Genomic DNA, 15,135 nt, shown 5'->3' with positions numbered 1-15,135 from the left:
AGGCAGCTTAGAAAGATTACCGCAGCCTTGCCGCCAGTGCTAAGCGGTTCACTGCCGCACAGGCAGCTTAGAAAATAAACCTGATCACTTACACCGCGTGCCAGTGGTTCACTGCCGCACAGGCAGCTTAGAAAATCAACCTCTACCGCCAGTTGTACGGTGTTATGTTCACTGCCGCACAGGCAGCTTAGAAATATCCAAACCAACGGATTAACCTTTTTAATATGTTCACTGCCGCACAGGCAGCTTAGAAATCGTTCGCTGGACACTCCGCGACCCACATATAGTTCACTGCCGCACAGGCAGCTTAGAAATTTGCATCTTGGTTTCTTTCTTTGCCATTAAGTTCACTGCCGCACAGGCAGCTTAGAAATCCTTGACCTCGGCGTCACTGTCTACCGTGACGTTCACTGCCGCACAGGCAGCTTAGAAAGGTGAAAAGCTGGTGTACAAAGACGGCATCGAGTTCACTGCCGCACAGGCAGCTTAGAAATATCTCGATTGAACGATATATCAATATCACGAGTTCACTGCCGCATAGGCAGCGTAGGTGACACAAGCCCCAGCACGATTTTGGATAGGTGCACATTGCCAACGGGCGCCTGTCACGATCGAGGTCAATCGTTGGCCTCAATGTCGGAGGCGCGCGGCGCAAATCACACCAAGCTTGTATGATCGAGTTGGCGCTTGTCCGACCTACGCACAGGCAGCTTAGGTGACACAAGCGCCGCTACGGTGTTGGATATATAAAAACTGTCAATGGGCGCCTGTCATGATTGGCGCTTATATCAGCCGATGTAAATGCACCATGCTAGTCTTGATGTTGTGATTTATTTGACAATGAATACGTTGTGATTTCTTAAAGAACAACTAATATGTTGTATGTAAGCCATAATACAATATTAAAGTTGTTTGGGGATGTAATGGTGTCACTAAAAGATATAGCGCGCGCATTGCAAGCCCGTCGCAAATCACTTGGGCTAGAGCAGTCTGACATGTACATGCGTATTGGCATGAAACAACAGCAGTATCAGCGAGTAGAGGCGGGGAGTGATGTTCGGTTATCGACTTTGCTGCGCGTGCTTGAAGGGCTCGACCTGACATTAACGCTCGAGCCCAAAGCATCTCAGATGGTTGATGAGTCGGTAAACCTCGATCGTTATAAAGATGATGATAACGACGATCTCGACTTTTGGTTAGGGACGGAGCATAGCGATGACCAAAACCAGTGAAGACGTTGAGGGGCTGAACATTCAACTGCATGGCGTTGATGTAGCTGTTGTTACGCACTACGCGGGCGGGAAGAATATTCTCACGTTCAATCCGGCGTTTATCACCACCTCTCAGCATGAGCGTTTGACCTTTTCGTTAAGGCAACGTCGCGATCCGCAATACTTACACACACCACAAATTCGCACGGATAAACTGCCGCCAGTGCTCTCCAATCTGCTCCCAGAAGGCGCATTGAGAGACGTCGTCTCACAGGCGTTACAGTGTCATACAAACAATTTTATTTGAGCTTCTATCACAACTACAAAGCTGTGGCACAGTTCCGATGATAAATATACATGCGTATGCTAAATGGCTGAGTAAAGATTGCTAAGATCCTGTTTTTATAGGCGTATGTACCCTAGAGTAACGCCGCTAACGTCGATTCGGCGTCGCGCCGATGATCTTTAAATCCGCTTTTCTGCGCTTTTTCATCGTCGCGTAGAAATTCTCGTGCGAGCTGATATTAAGCAGGTAGAGCTCGAGTTTGTTTTCAATCCAAGCGTAGCCAAGTAACACTTCTTGCCTATCGAGCTTGAACTTGTGCACCCAAAGATAAGACAGATCGCCTTTTTTCTGGGTGCCAAGCGTGGGATCTTCAATGATTCTGTCTATCTCGTCCTCGACCACTTCACATTGCGCCTCGGACAACTTGTTCATCTGCTTTTCAAAAACACGAGAGACGAAAACATCAATCTGATTGTTTTGGGGTCCGTCGCTCATAACGTTTTACCTTACCAAGTTTAACTTCTTCAGATGCAATCAGCGCCTCTTGCACAAAGCTGTAGGGTAAATCAGGGTTCTCAGTCATGATTTTCCCAATTTTTGCCCAGTACTCAATTTGCTTGGGCACAGAGCGCATTTCAGCTTCTGCATGCACTTTTACATCTGACACAAACTCATCATCTAACCGCACACTGGTTGGCATGATTCACTACCTCGTTTAAAAATCTTCACTGGTTAATATGCGACAAAATGTCGCGCCTTGCAACATGTTTAGGACTGGCACATCTGGCGTGACTTAAGACGGCTCTGCTTCAACATATGTGATAAGTTGATACCCTTGCGACCCTTCTTTTTTTGACGTTCAAAAATAAACAATAAATACAAAGCGTTACGGAAAGCGATTTTTAACAAGGGTAAAAGGCCATTTTTATCCTAACGGCCTGTTGTATCAGATGATTGTTAGGTTATTCTATAGTTCACTGCCGCACAGGCAGCTTAGAAAGATAAGCGTAAGGAAAAAGATGCCATCAGCCCGTTCACTGCCGCACAGGCAGCTTAGAAATCGCTGGGATTGTCGATTTCCTCAAACGCTTTGTTCACTGCCGCATAGGCAGCTTAGAAATCGCGGTAAGCGTCGACATAGAGCGTTTTAGGGTTCACTGCCGCATAGGCAGCTTAGAAACTCGAATATCTCACACAGGAAGCGGTCCCACGGTTCACTGCCGCATAGGCAGCTTAGAAATCATCAACGTCAAAGCCGATTCAGTGCTGACAGTTCACTGCCGCATAGGCAGCTTAGAAATCAATGCCGCTGACCGTGTGGCCATCCATCAGGTTCACTGCCGCATAGGCAGCTTAGAAACGTGATTGAAGCGCGAGCACACACCACCGTCGGTTCACTGCCGCATAGGCAGCTTAGAAATTGCTCTGTGGGTGAATCGTGCAGTGATAAACGTTCACTGCCGCATAGGCAGCTTAGAAAAATCAATGGTAAAACCGTACAGCTTTGTGATGGTTCACTGCCGCATAGGCAGTGGTTTACTAATCTCGGAACAACCATTGTGGATGGTTCATTCTATTAGTGAGGGTGTCTTTCTTTTCTATAAAATGACCAATTAACTGTACTCTTTCGTGGTTTGGTATGTAACTCGACGTTTATCGCTAGTTTTATTTTTAGCGAGTAATCAAACAGTAACTTGTGGTGCAATTATCATTGCCTAGATTCTTTCAATTGATGCAGAGATTCTCTTCTACGCTAAGTCAGTAAAGATGTTTTACAGATGTTGAGTGCTGGAGTGGGATATGAACATCAATAACACCATGAAGTTAGTGTTCTTTATTATTGGAGCCGGGATTGTCGTTAGTTTTGTCACGATCATCCAGCTGAATGGGCTGATGAATAAAGTTGATGAAATGGCACAGGTTCGGTATGCCTCTTATCAAACGGCTGATGAATTGAGGCAAAGCTCTGATGATTTAACCCGTTTGGGGCGCACTTATGTTGTGACAGCCGATGATAAATACGAAAAGATGTATATGGACATCCTAGCCATTCGTAACGGTGAAAAACCACGGCCCGTTAACTATCATACGATTTATTGGGATTTGGTTTTAAATTACGGACAAAAACCTAAACCAGATGGTAAAACTATCTCTCTAAATCAGAGAATGCAAGATCTTGGTTTCACTGAAAAAGAATTTGATTTTCTCAAAAAAGCACAAGCTAACTCTGATGGATTAGTCAATATGGAAGTCAAAGCCATGAATGCGGTGAAAGGACTCTATCCGGATAGTAGCGGTAACTATACCGTTCGTGGTGAGCCCGACAAACAAATGGCGATTGAGTTGCTACATAGCCCTCAGTATCATCAAGAAAAAGCAAAGATTATGAAACCCATCGAAAGCTTTTTTATTGCGCTAGAAGAGCGTACAAGTGCGCAATTTAATGCGGCAGCGGCGAGTGTGAAAAGAACTGTACTGATAGGAAATATTTCGTTAGCGGTTGTGGTTGTTATTGCGGTATTAGGTTATGTCATTACTAAACGGAATGTCGTTAATCCTATTGATAGAATGGCGTCAACGCTCACGCAAGTGGATGATAATTCTGATTTAACACTACGCGTGGATGACAGTAAAAATAATGAAATAGGTACAATTGGCAGTACTGTTAATAAAGTCATTGTTAGTTATTCTTCAACGATTGAAAAAATTAATAATGTGAATCATATGATTTCACAGATCACAGAGAGTCTGGTTAATATTACCGACAAAAATGCCAAAGTATCTAACCAACAAAACCAAGAGTTGGAAATGGCTGCCACAGCAATGGAAGAGATGACATCGGCATTGGCCACAGTGGCTGAAAATACGTCCATGGCTGAAAAATATGCAGGAAGCACAGAAAATGAGACGAGCACTAGCAAAGAAGTATTTGATAAGACAATGGTTGAATTTGGCAGTTTAGAAACCGAATTTAACAAAACGTCAGAGGTGATTCAGGAGCTTGCCGATGAGTCCACGAACGTTGGTAATGTGCTTGATGTTATAAAAGGAATTGCGGAACAAACCAATCTGTTAGCGCTAAACGCAGCCATCGAAGCGGCGCGAGCAGGTGATCAAGGCCGTGGCTTTGCGGTCGTAGCCGACGAGGTGAGATCGCTTGCCCAGCGCACGCAAAAGTCTGCCGGAGAGATTGAAGATATGATCGGTGGTTTGCAAGGTAAGGCGGAGCAATCAACACAGACTATTCGTGTTAACGCAGATAAGATAGCATCGACACGTGACAATATGACCACTGCAAACGAATCGCTTGGCACGATCAAAGAATCTGCGGTAGAAATTCACCGTCTGAATTCATCGATTGCCTCGGCGACGGAAGAACAGCTTTCTGTTAGTGATGAAATCTCGAGCAATCTCTCGAATATCAAGACGCTTTCAGGTGATATGAATGAAGCGATTGATCAACTGGGCCCGATAGTGTCCGACCTAAAGAACAATGTTGATTCACTCAGCAGTGCGATTAAACATATTCGTACATAACTCAGTGACTGTTAGCGGATTGTCGAGCTTGGCAATCCGCTCCGTCACTCAAACATTAAGAAATACCTACGCGATACTGAAACACACCGACAAACTCTGACACTCTCGTACATTCTCACGACAGCCTTTTTTTGACTTGCTGATTATAGTCAGCCTTCTTTAGCGCATCTTATGCGACACAATGAAGTGGGTTTGGCTGTGATGAATATCAGTAAACAACATCGAATTAGCCTTGTGGAGTGGGCTGACAAAATTTATCCGAACAGCAAAGGATGGCGTGTGGTGAGCAAAAACTGGCGTTTTTGCGCGTTAGGTTCGGCATTTCCTACCATCATGGAGCGAATGATTGAGGTATTTAACGAACCGCATTTGGAGCCGGTATTGGCTGACTATCCGGAAGTGATCACCAAACCACTTAAACCGTACCTCAATGTCTCATTGAGCATGCCGGAGCGGGTTGAAATGTTGCATGACCATTATCGTTTTATGGCGAATACCTTTGGCCGTCATTGCAGCACCATTTTCTCGGTCGCGGGTCTGCCTCTAGTCAGCTTTACCGCCAATAATGGCCGTCAATATGGCGTGCGTTTTTATCGTGGTGCAATTCGCGAAGGGGCACTGGGTTTGTCCTTGTATGACGTGGAGAGCAAGCAAGGCGTGTACAGCATTTCGTTCCACTTCAACCATGAGGGGCGAGAGCTCTATATCGGTGCCTTGCAAGGTCCGAGTGATAGCGTACCTGACCGTCATCAGATCATTAAAATGTTGACGAAAACGGCGCATGGGTTACGCACCAAAGCTTTGATGTTAGAGCTGGTGTTGATGCTGGGCCGTATCATGGGTGCCGAGCGCTGCTACGCGGTGTCTAACAAAGGCCATATTTATAAAGCGATCCGTTACATCACCTCTAAGCGGAATGTGGTGACGTTTGATTATGATGAGCTTTGGCGCGAATATGATGGGATGCCATTGAGTCGGTATATGTATACCTTACCGATGCAGCCAATACGCAAAGATGTTACCCAGCTTAGCGGCAGTAAGCGACGTTTATACACCAAGCGTTATGCCTGGTTGCATACCCTAGAGCAAGATCTACGCTTGGCGATAAACGCGTTGACGGAAACGCGTGCAGAAATGCATCAAGTTGCCTGATCAGAAAAGCAAAACAATAACATGGCCTCTTTTGAGGCCATGCTCACGTCTTCTAACTACCTTCGTGCCGAACTACATCAAACGTCGTCGAAAGAGGCGGTGTCCCACGGCATTGAACAATGCGCCTGCCACAATCAGCCCACCACCGAGATACGTCCACATGGACGGCAGTTCTTGAAAGATCGCTATCCCAATTAAGGTAGAAAACACGATTTGCACATACGCATAGGCTGACGCTTCGCCAGCTTGTTGTGTTTGCATGGCTTTGGTGAGCCCATACTGGCCGATTTGAGTAAATACACCCACTAACACCAATAAGAATGTGAGTGGCAAACTTGGCATCACAAACTCTGGCCACATCAACACTATTGAGACCGGCAGAGCGACCATCGGGAAGTATAGGATGATCACCGAGCTGTCTTCGCTGCGGCTGAGTTTTCGTACAATCACGTAGGCCACCGAACTCCCTAAAGCCCCCAGTAATGCGATAGCGACACTAAAGGGCGGAAGTGCGCTATCGATCGATGTATTGAGGTTGGGTTGTACCATCAGATAAAGGCCGCCCAAACACAGGGCAATGGATACTAAGGTGGCGCCTTGTAATCGCTCTTTCAGTACGATAAAGCCAAGCACCGCAGTAAAAACGGGGTGCATGTATTGCAATACAGTGGCTTCGGCGAGTGGCAGGGTGGTAACGGCGTAATACACGCACATAAGTGCGGCCGTCCCTAATACGCTGCGCAGCAATAGTAGCGGTTTATTATTGCCAAAGGGCGACAAGCCTTTTCGTTTGACATCGGTGTAGCTGATGATAAGCGACACCAACGCCCGTGCAGCGACAATCTCAAAGAGTGGGATACCATGTAGGCTGACATATTTAACACAGGCGGACATGACCGCGAAGCCGAACGCGGAAAGGAGCATAAAGCGGATCCCAATAGGGATCGCGGACAATGAAAAGGCAGGCATAATCACACCGGCTAAAACAACAAGGCCGCTATGATAACGTGTCTCGATCCGTTTTGCTTGAGAGAACGCACTAACGCGCGGTTAAGCGCCGCGCGTCGATGAAAACGTTTAAGCGAACACTAAGGCCAAAGCCCTGTTAGTGCACTGAGTAAACCTTCACTGGCACCTTTTTGGCCTAAATAGTCGAGTACAATCGGTACAAATTGTTGCAAGGTGGCCGCATCAATGCCGAGTGTGTCAGCCACGTTATATAAACTCTCGAGCGAACCAATGTTATCGCCAATGCCACTGTCACCCAGTAATGATGAAAGGGACGATAAATCAGGACGCAGACTTGCCAGCTCTTGCTGCTGGTTACCGGAGAGCTGATTCGCCGCCATCGCTAGCAGGGCACTTGCGCCCCCAGCCGCTTGCGTCGGGCTAACATCCACTTGCTCGGTAATCGCTTGTACAAGCGGCGATTCACTGGCTTGGTCGTCCGCAAATTGGGTCGCCATTTGGGTCATCACATCCGTGGTGGTATTACCTTGACCAAACAACGCCTGACTGGAGGGAGAGATTAATATGGCAGCAAGCGTAAGTGCTGGCAGTGTCGCTTTCATAGAAGGCACCTATTATCAACCGAGAGTGATGTAGGTATAGCGGTAAATGGCGGTGAATGAAAGTCGCAGACCACTAAGACAGTGCAAGGTCGGTGTTTTTAGCTGATATGGTGCGATGTTGGATCCGCTTTTTGATGGCAAAAAAGGCCAGCGCCCCGGCGATCCCTCCAGCATGAGCGAGGTGAGCAATATCGATACCCAATGCGGCACGCATAGGCAGAGCTTGACCCGTGAGAGCATCTCCCACACATTTTACGCTCGTAATTAAGGCAATCCATTTCCCGCTAGGGGTGTGAATAGTGCTTATTCCTCCAAACATAAATAATCCATACAACACCCCAGATAGACCCATATATTGCTGATAAGGGCTCCACCACATCACCAGACCAACCACACACGCAAGCCACAAGATCAGTGACGCCAGCGTACCGGCGCTGATATGGCGATAAAACATCAGGCCGAATACGCCTAATCCCGTCATGTTGGTCAGTACATGGAAGACGTTGTGATGAATAAAATTGCCGGTTATCACGCGCCATGCTTGGCCTGAAGCAAGTGCACTGCGCTGCCACACCCACGTCTCGGCGAGCGACGAATAATGAACACCCACACACACTAGCGCGACGATTATCAGCAATCCAAGTGTTTGAATTGGCGCGTGTAGGGTGATAGGTCGTTTTCGCTTCATGGTCGCCTTTTATCTCGTTACAGCTTAAATAACAACGCTTTATTACAGTCAATATGACTGAATGAGATCTCCCTCAAAGATCATTACAAATGATAATTGATCTCAATCGTATTTGCATCTATGATGCGCGCCCTGAACTTACCCCCAATTTAATGTTTTTATAACATGAAGTTAGTGAATGCGCTGTTAATCGGGCTTATGTTTGTGTCGCCATTGAGCCATAGCGATGATGAAACGAATACGTTGTCGTCATTTTCGTGGCTGCAAAATGTGACGCAACAACAGGATAAAATTCGGGCATATCTGGAACGCCAAAATCAGCATGCGCAACAGTCGTTGACAGCGAGTCAATCGCTTCGTGATGAGTTATTGAGTGAATGGGAGCGTGCACCGCAAACCGGTTCCGAACCTTGGTTAGCGCGCGATGGTCGCGAGTTTTTACAAACACGGGTTAATGGTGAGCGCGTGCTGCGTATGCGCAAAGCCGCCAGCGAACAAGAAGCCGTTCGCGAAAAAGAAGCAGGTAGCGAAAAAGCATCGACATTGCTCAACATTGAGGCGCGAGCCGCTGAACATGCGTATTACCAGCTAGGGACTTGGTCGTTAAGTCCCAATGGACAATGGCTCGCCATTACCGAGGATATTCACGGTGAGGAAGACTACCGCATCGTGCTGATCAACCGCCAATCAGGGCAAGCCGATATTATTGCCACCGGGGCTGATGCATCTGTCATCTGGTCGCCGAATAATCAGCAGCTCTACTATGTCGGCAAAGAGGCGAAAACTGCGCGTCCCAGCCAGTTGTTCCGCCATGAAATAGGCACTACCGGTGGCGATAGCTTGGTGTATGAAGAAGTCGATCCAGCTTGGTTGTTGTCGGTATACCGTGCTAGCCACACAGATACGGCTATTGTGCAAGTCAACAATGAATCGTCGACCGAACAGCGTCTACTTCGTCTGAATGAAGGCAGCCTGTCTGCACCGCTCAAAGTGCGTCAACCGGATGTCGAATACTATCTCGACAAGACGGATGATGCGTTATGGATGCTGAGCAACCACCAAGGAAACAAGCAGTTTTATCGCGCTGCCGTCGCGACACCGAATGATTGGCACGTCGTTTATGCTGCCGAGCCGGGCGCTGAGTTAAACACGTTTTACCTTTTCGAAGATGGCATTGTCCTCACCCAACAGTACGAGGGTGAGCAGTGGTTTATCTTACTTAATGCGGACGGTGAGCGCGTGGTTAAGCAGCCTTTGGCGGCACAAGGGCAGGCCGCTTGGTTTGCGCGCGGAGGCGACTATGCTAGCAATCAGTTGTTTATTCGCAGTATGTCGCTCGTACAGCCACCACGATGGGAAGCGCTGGATCTTAAATCCGGCACACGTCGTGAAGTCAGTGCCGATCATTACCCCGACTTTGATGCATCTCGTTATCACTCTGAACGCTTGTACGTTGGGCCGCATCGTATTCCTGTTACGTTGGCGTACCGCAAAGATGCGCTGACCCCGTCATCGCCAGTCGTGCTGTATGGGTATGGCGCGTATGGCTTTACCATGAAGCCGTATTTTATGCCGCAAACTGTCTCGCTAATGGACCGAGGCGTCATCTATGCAATTGCGCATGTGCGTGGCGGAGGCTATTACGGTGCAACATGGCACCAAGCAGGCAGCGGGATGAATAAAAAGCATGGCATCCAAGATTTTATTGATGTCGCCAAAGCGATGGGCCGTTATCAAGACGGACAGCGTGCAGTCGCGGCTGTGGGCTCAAGCGCTGGCGGTACCTTGGTTGCCGCGGCACTTAACCAAGCGCCCGCAACGTTTGCTGCCGCTAGCCTTAATGTTCCGTTTGTCGATGTGCTGGGCAGTATGGCCAACCCGGCGTTGCCGTTAACGGCACAGCAATACCAAGAATGGGGCAATCCTGCGCAAAGCGATCAGCGCGAGGTTATGCAAGGCTATGATCCTTTGCGCAACATCCAGCAAAAACCTTATCCCCCTATGCTGGTGCGTGTCGGCTGGGATGATCAGCGTGTGCCTTTTTGGGAAGGGGCGCAATACCTTTCGCATTTAGCCGCAACCAGCACCCGATCGGGCCCATATTTGTTGTTGACGGATTTTTCCCGAGGCCACCAAGCCGATGCGCGTCATGGGCTGACGCAACAAGCGACCGACTATGCCTTTCTCTTACACCAACTGAAGCGTGTGAACTAACCGGAGTATTAAATGAAATTGTCTTCTGTCTCTGTGGCAGTGCTGACGGCACTGGCTACTGGCACCGTGCACGCCAATTCTGTCAACACCGAGGAGAATACCTCTGGTGACGTGACCAATCCCCATGTTGAGACGGTGGTCGTCACGGCCAATAAATTTGCTGAATTACCGTCAGATACAGCGGGTTCGGTCGCCATTTATCGTGGCGAAGATATCCAAAAAAAGGGCGCCACTGAGCTCTATGATGCACTGACAAACGAACCGGGTGTCAGTGTGACAGGCGGAGCGGGTCGCCCTCAAAACATCACTATTCGCGGCATGTCCGCTAACCGTATCTTGATTGTGGAAGATGGCGTTCCAGTCGCAGATGGGTTCGGTGCCGCTGATTTGAATGATAAAGCAGGGCGTAATTCCTTTGATATCGCAAGCGCCAAGCAAATCCAAGTCGTGAAAGGCGCTAGCTCAACCAGTTACGGTTCAGGTGCATTAGGCGGTGCTGTGATCGTGACATCGCTGTCCGCGGACGATCTCCTCCGCAACAAGGATCTGTTCGCCGACGCGCAAGTTACCTACAGCGAGCTCAGTGATAAAGGCCGAGTCGGCAGTCGTCTCGCGCTCCGTCATGGTGATACCAGTGCGTTGCTCGATGTGAGCTATTGGGAAGGGGAAGAAACCCGTAATTACCAGCAAGATTTGTATAACCGTACTTTGGATGGTGGCAGTGCCTCGTTGCGTCTGGATCATTATGTCTCCGATCGTTGGAAGCTAAGTGCTCGAGCCAAGTTCTACCGTGAAGATGCATCGCGACAAGAAGGGACAGCATCGATTCAACCTGACGGTAAGTGGGATATCAAAACGTTTGATCAAGCCGAACAAATCGAAACCACGCAATTTTGGCTTGGCAGTGAATATCACGCCCAGCAGCCTTGGTTAGAAACCCTCAACACCAAGCTCTATTACCGAAATACCGATTTTACCCAGAACACGAACCGTTTGATGACTCGCTGGAACATGGGGATCAATGAGCAACGTCGGGTGCTGGATGATCGCCGTTTTCAAGACCAGTCAATCGGTTGGTCGGTAGACGCCAACGCTGAGCAAATCAGCGGAGACGTGGTGCATACGCTGGTTTACGGTGGTGTGTTAGAAACGGCTTACCATGAACGCCCTGTGACGAAAACGACTCTCGATTGGAACGGCGTAACGGTGAGTGATACGCAACCGTTCGCGCCAGCACGGAGTTATGCGTTAGGTGTTTATGCGCAAGATGCAATGAGTATCGGGCAGTGGCGTGTAATGCTGGGTCTACGTGCTGATGCGTACCGATTAAGCGCAGACGATCCCCAAGCCATTGGCATGGCGAGTGTGGCGGACAATAACAGTGCAGCGTTATCGCCCAGTGCTTCGGTGGCTTATCACTGGACGCCCGCGTTCAATACCTACCTCAGTTATAAGCATGGTTATCGAGCGCCTGAATACGACAAAAGCTATGGCTACTCTAACCACGCCTCTGTGCCGGTGACGCCATTTGTGGTGCTGCCCAATCCGTCGCTTGACGCGGAAACCAGCGATAGTTTTGAGCTTGGGGCCAAATATGATGACGGCAAGCTGCGCTTGTATACCGCGGCATATTACAACCGGTTTAGCCAGTTTATTGATATTGCCGATCAGGGTTTTAATGCGGAAACCGGCCTGTTTGAGAAACGCTATGAAAACCTTGATGGTGTAAAAACGTATGGCGTTGAGGCATCAGCGGCCTATGCATTGACCGATCAATGGCAAGCGAAAAGTCAGATCGGCTGGATCTCCGGTAAAGACGACAATGACGAGTATGTTCGCAACTTAGCCCCCCTCGAAGGCAGCCTGTCGCTTCACTTCGATAACCAATCGTTTAACGGTTATACCCGTTTGAACTGGGCAGATCAGATGACCCGCACGCCCATGTGTTACACCGAGTTAGGCACCCGCACTGAGTGTGCTCAGACGTCTGGCTGGGCGAGCGTTGACCTTGGCTTGGGCTATCAGTTCTCGTCTCATGCTTCTATCAATCTCAATGTCTATAACGTGTTAGACCGCGAATACATTCGTTATCAAGACGTTGCCGGTATTTCTGAGTCACAAACCCGTTTTTCGACCGAGCCCGGTCGTTACTTCACCCTCAATGCACGTTATGCGTTTTAAGGAAGAACCATGAAATCAGCGATCAGTCTTGTGGCGTTGGTACTTGCCAGTGCCAATGCCATGGCAGGGGAATGGGATTACCCTGCGGGCAATTATCAAGCAAGTGATGCCACTCAAGCACAGCAGTATTTGCGCACGCATTATCCGTCAGTCGGGGAGCTGTCGTTGCGCTACCAAACCAGCAGTTTGCTTGGTCGTCAGTATAACTTTGATATTTACCGTGGTGGCGAGTATCAGCCGCAGCGTACGTTGGTGTTACATACCGACAAACACGGTTTGGTGACTCGGGTGTATAAAAGCCTAACCGACACCATGATCCGACAGGGTGAGGCAGTGAAAGAGGCGGCTATTGAGATCCCGCGTCGCCTGATCGCGGATGCGCCGCCAGCGCTATCAGACGGAGAATTAGTGACGCGCACCGTCAATGTGGTTGATCCGGATCTGCGTAGTATGGATAAACAGCCAGCCCCCGAAACGCTCTGGACAACGCTGGCGGATTATCCCCACGCGCCACGCTTTGTTATGCGTGATGTGTCTTTATTGGATGTGGGCGGTACGCTCTACCTGAATAATCCCAGAGTCCAAGCCGTTGATGCTATCGCCTTTGAAGACAAAAACCCTGAGTCTGGACAATGGCAGAAAAGTGACAGTGTCTCGTTTTTAAATCCGGATGGTGTCACACAGTTTGCGAGCCATGCTTCGCTCACAGCGTTGCCTTTTGATAGTCAAGATTTTGCACAAATGATGGCGTTTTATCATTTGGATAAGTCCCTGCAATATGTGTCCTCGTTAGGGTATTCATTATTTGACGGTCCGGTACGCTTTGATGCTCACGCCTTAAGTTCGAACAACTCGTCTTACTATGTGGGTCCTAACACCGTGATGTTTGGGGCGTCTGGCTCGCCCGATACACTTGATGCCGATGTCGTGGTCCATGAGCTGGCCCACGGCATTCACTACCATATTTTGCCCGACTGGGCGTACGGCCACACTGGCGCCCTGGGTGAGGGATTTGCTGACTATTGGGCGGGATCTTCTAGCTATCGCACCTTGTATCAACAAGGTGATGACTTCGAGATTGATACCGTCTTTAACTGGGATGGTTATTTCGGTTTTAAGCAAGGTACGCGCAGTTTGTGGAATCAAAAAGCGCGCTATTTTGAAAGCAGTGAATACCGCGCGCACGAAAACGTTGGTGGTGAATTAGGGGATGAGCTTTGGTCGACGCCTTTGTTCCAAACCCTCAAGCAAGCCGTCGCGCTGTATGGTGAACCCGCTTTTAAAGAGATGGATACCTTGGTGCTGGAGTCGATGTTTGGGCTAGGCCGGGGCATGAAAATGCACGATCTGGCAGAAAGCATGCTCTATGTGGCTAAAACCTATTATCCATCACGCGACTATGCAGCCTTGTTGAAAGCGAACTTTGAAAAACACGGTTTGCTCAAAGCACCGTTTCGCTTTGAAACAAGCCAGCGTTATGTTGCCGATACGGCGGCGATCCACACACGCTTAACACCACAAGGGCGCACAGCCTCAGTGCGTGGTGATATTCAAGTGGAGGGTGGAGCGCCCACGTCCATTAATCAATCACTTGATCAGGCTCAGTCGTTTTCTATCCCTCTACCGCTTGCGGCGCAATGCGGTCAGCCGCTGACTCTTGAGGCGCGAATTGACTATCAATTTGATGACACGTTGCAAACCCATCAATGGCAAGACAGTTTGACGGTGATTAAAGGCTTGCCCCAACTCACCCAATCGCGCCAAACCCTGAATGCGACCTTGCCGGATGCATCGGTGGCCAGTAATGGCGCTCAAAACAATGGTTTCAAGAGTTTTAACTTCATTATTAATGATGACGCGAATGCCATTCGTGCCGATCTTGGCGTGTATGTCCATATCAACCATGCCAGCCCATCAGATTTACGCGTTGTTCTTGTCTCCCCCGCAGGCTCACGGGTGACGTTACATGCCAATACCGCCCGTCAGAGCAATGACTTAGTGCGCTATTGGACCAGCCAGCACGACGATCTTTTACAAGCCTTTGATGGCGAACCCCTAGCGGGGAGTTGGCGTCTTGAAGTGACAGACTATGCCCAAGGCAGCAGTGGTGAGCTGGTGGCATGGCAAGTGGGACGCGTGACGGGATTCGATTGCCAAGATACCGACCTTAGCACCGAGGATGCTCTAGACACCGCTAGCTCGGGAGGCGGCGCGTTGTCATGGCCACTGCTGCTGGTGGGCTTGCTTTGGGGCGGCTGGCGAGCACGAAAGGGCGAGTCCTGATAGCGCGTTATT

General features: G+C 49.0%; 12 protein-coding genes and 2 CRISPR repeat arrays (1 of these 14 cut by a window edge). Of the genes, 7 read left to right on the top strand and 5 right to left on the bottom strand.

Translation table 11 applies throughout. The features are described from left to right. Window positions 1-553: a CRISPR direct-repeat array (repeat unit 28 nt; unit sequence GTTCACTGCCGCACAGGCAGCTTAGAAA) (it extends 74 nt beyond the left edge of the window). Window positions 554-923: 370 nt separating this feature from the next. After that, complete coding sequence (locus N7E60_RS07495) at window positions 924-1,232, top strand: helix-turn-helix domain-containing protein (protein ID WP_077455917.1); 309 nt, start codon at window positions 924-926, stop codon at window positions 1,230-1,232. Then, the gene (locus N7E60_RS07490) at window positions 1,216-1,518 is read left to right on the top strand and encodes a HipA N-terminal domain-containing protein (RefSeq protein WP_269596983.1); all 303 of its coding nucleotides are present in this window, start codon (window positions 1,216-1,218) and stop codon (window positions 1,516-1,518) included. The genes N7E60_RS07495 and N7E60_RS07490 overlap by 17 nt, the downstream gene beginning before the upstream one ends. A 126-nt stretch (window positions 1,519-1,644) precedes the next feature. Here N7E60_RS07490 and N7E60_RS07485 read toward each other — a convergent pair whose 3' ends face one another. Further along, window positions 1,645-1,992 carry a type II toxin-antitoxin system RelE/ParE family toxin gene (locus tag N7E60_RS07485; protein ID WP_069586498.1) on the bottom strand — a complete coding sequence of 116 codons (348 nt, stop codon included), beginning with the start codon at window positions 1,990-1,992 and terminating at the stop codon, window positions 1,645-1,647. Then, window positions 1,961-2,197 carry a TA system antitoxin ParD family protein gene (locus N7E60_RS07480; protein WP_069586499.1) on the bottom strand — a complete coding sequence of 79 codons (237 nt, stop codon included), beginning with the start codon at window positions 2,195-2,197 and terminating at the stop codon, window positions 1,961-1,963. Before N7E60_RS07480 ends, N7E60_RS07485 begins: the two co-directional genes overlap by 32 nt. 272 nt (window positions 2,198-2,469) lie before the next feature. Further along, a CRISPR array of direct repeats spans window positions 2,470-2,977; the repeat unit is 28 nt; unit sequence GTTCACTGCCGCACAGGCAGCTTAGAAA. Between the two features lie 320 nt (window positions 2,978-3,297). Here N7E60_RS07480 and N7E60_RS07475 point away from each other — a divergent pair. After that, complete coding sequence (locus N7E60_RS07475; RefSeq protein WP_269596981.1) at window positions 3,298-5,034, top strand: methyl-accepting chemotaxis protein; 1,737 nt, start codon at window positions 3,298-3,300, stop codon at window positions 5,032-5,034. Window positions 5,035-5,235: 201 nt separating this feature from the next. Further along, entirely contained in the window at window positions 5,236-6,186 is a 951-nt protein-coding gene (locus N7E60_RS07470; RefSeq protein ID WP_269596979.1) for a VirK/YbjX family protein, read from the top strand. Window positions 6,187-6,258: 72 nt separating this feature from the next. Here the strand turns inward: N7E60_RS07470 and N7E60_RS07465 are convergent, their stop codons facing one another. The 3 genes from N7E60_RS07465 to rrtA all read right to left on the bottom strand — a co-directional run bounded on the left by N7E60_RS07465 (window position 6,259) and on the right by rrtA (window position 8,445). Continuing rightward, window positions 6,259-7,155: a DMT family transporter gene (locus N7E60_RS07465; protein ID WP_269596978.1), complete on the bottom strand. Its 897-nt coding sequence runs from the start codon at window positions 7,153-7,155 to the stop codon at window positions 6,259-6,261. Between the two features lie 119 nt (window positions 7,156-7,274). Then, window positions 7,275-7,757 (bottom strand): DUF2780 domain-containing protein, encoded by a 483-nt coding sequence (locus tag N7E60_RS07460; protein WP_269596977.1) that lies wholly within the window; start codon window positions 7,755-7,757, stop codon window positions 7,275-7,277. Window positions 7,758-7,830: 73 nt separating this feature from the next. Continuing rightward, window positions 7,831-8,445 carry a rhombosortase gene (rrtA, locus tag N7E60_RS07455; RefSeq protein WP_269596976.1) on the bottom strand — a complete coding sequence of 205 codons (615 nt, stop codon included), beginning with the start codon at window positions 8,443-8,445 and terminating at the stop codon, window positions 7,831-7,833. A 165-nt stretch (window positions 8,446-8,610) separates the two neighbouring features. On the opposite strand from rrtA, the gene N7E60_RS07450 reads away from it, so the two are divergent. From N7E60_RS07450 to N7E60_RS07440, 3 genes are read left to right on the top strand one after another with little or no spacing between them, the layout of a single operon-like run. After that, complete coding sequence (locus N7E60_RS07450) at window positions 8,611-10,659, top strand: prolyl oligopeptidase family serine peptidase (protein WP_269596975.1); 2,049 nt, start codon at window positions 8,611-8,613, stop codon at window positions 10,657-10,659. Between the two features lie 12 nt (window positions 10,660-10,671). Further along, on the top strand, window positions 10,672-12,840 hold the full coding sequence (locus N7E60_RS07445; protein ID WP_269596974.1) for a TonB-dependent hemoglobin/transferrin/lactoferrin family receptor: 2,169 nt from the start codon (window positions 10,672-10,674) through the stop codon (window positions 12,838-12,840). Window positions 12,841-12,849: 9 nt separating this feature from the next. Continuing rightward, window positions 12,850-15,123 (top strand): proprotein convertase P-domain-containing protein, encoded by a 2,274-nt coding sequence (locus N7E60_RS07440; RefSeq protein ID WP_269596972.1) that lies wholly within the window; start codon window positions 12,850-12,852, stop codon window positions 15,121-15,123. The last annotated feature ends 12 nt before the right edge of the window (window positions 15,124-15,135 follow it).

Source organism: Salinivibrio proteolyticus (genome assembly GCF_027286365.1).
GTDB lineage: Bacteria > Pseudomonadota > Gammaproteobacteria > Enterobacterales > Vibrionaceae > Salinivibrio > Salinivibrio proteolyticus.
This window is presented reverse-complemented; position numbering and strand designations above follow the sequence as displayed.

Coding starts and splice junctions, on each gene's coding strand:
- N7E60_RS07480 (WP_069586499.1), bottom strand. CDS start 2,197: ATGCCAACCAGTGTGCGGTTAGATGATGAGTTTGTGTCAGATGTAAAA.
- N7E60_RS07440 (WP_269596972.1), top strand. CDS start 12,850: ATGAAATCAGCGATCAGTCTTGTGGCGTTGGTACTTGCCAGTGCCAAT.
- N7E60_RS07450 (WP_269596975.1), top strand. CDS start 8,611: ATGAAGTTAGTGAATGCGCTGTTAATCGGGCTTATGTTTGTGTCGCCA.
- rrtA (WP_269596976.1), bottom strand. CDS start 8,445: ATGAAGCGAAAACGACCTATCACCCTACACGCGCCAATTCAAACACTT.
- N7E60_RS07475 (WP_269596981.1), top strand. CDS start 3,298: ATGAACATCAATAACACCATGAAGTTAGTGTTCTTTATTATTGGAGCC.
- N7E60_RS07460 (WP_269596977.1), bottom strand. CDS start 7,757: ATGAAAGCGACACTGCCAGCACTTACGCTTGCTGCCATATTAATCTCT.
- N7E60_RS07495 (WP_077455917.1), top strand. CDS start 924: ATGGTGTCACTAAAAGATATAGCGCGCGCATTGCAAGCCCGTCGCAAA.
- N7E60_RS07465 (WP_269596978.1), bottom strand. CDS start 7,155: ATGCCTGCCTTTTCATTGTCCGCGATCCCTATTGGGATCCGCTTTATG.
- N7E60_RS07490 (WP_269596983.1), top strand. CDS start 1,216: ATGACCAAAACCAGTGAAGACGTTGAGGGGCTGAACATTCAACTGCAT.
- N7E60_RS07485 (WP_069586498.1), bottom strand. CDS start 1,992: ATGAGCGACGGACCCCAAAACAATCAGATTGATGTTTTCGTCTCTCGT.
- N7E60_RS07470 (WP_269596979.1), top strand. CDS start 5,236: ATGAATATCAGTAAACAACATCGAATTAGCCTTGTGGAGTGGGCTGAC.
- N7E60_RS07445 (WP_269596974.1), top strand. CDS start 10,672: ATGAAATTGTCTTCTGTCTCTGTGGCAGTGCTGACGGCACTGGCTACT.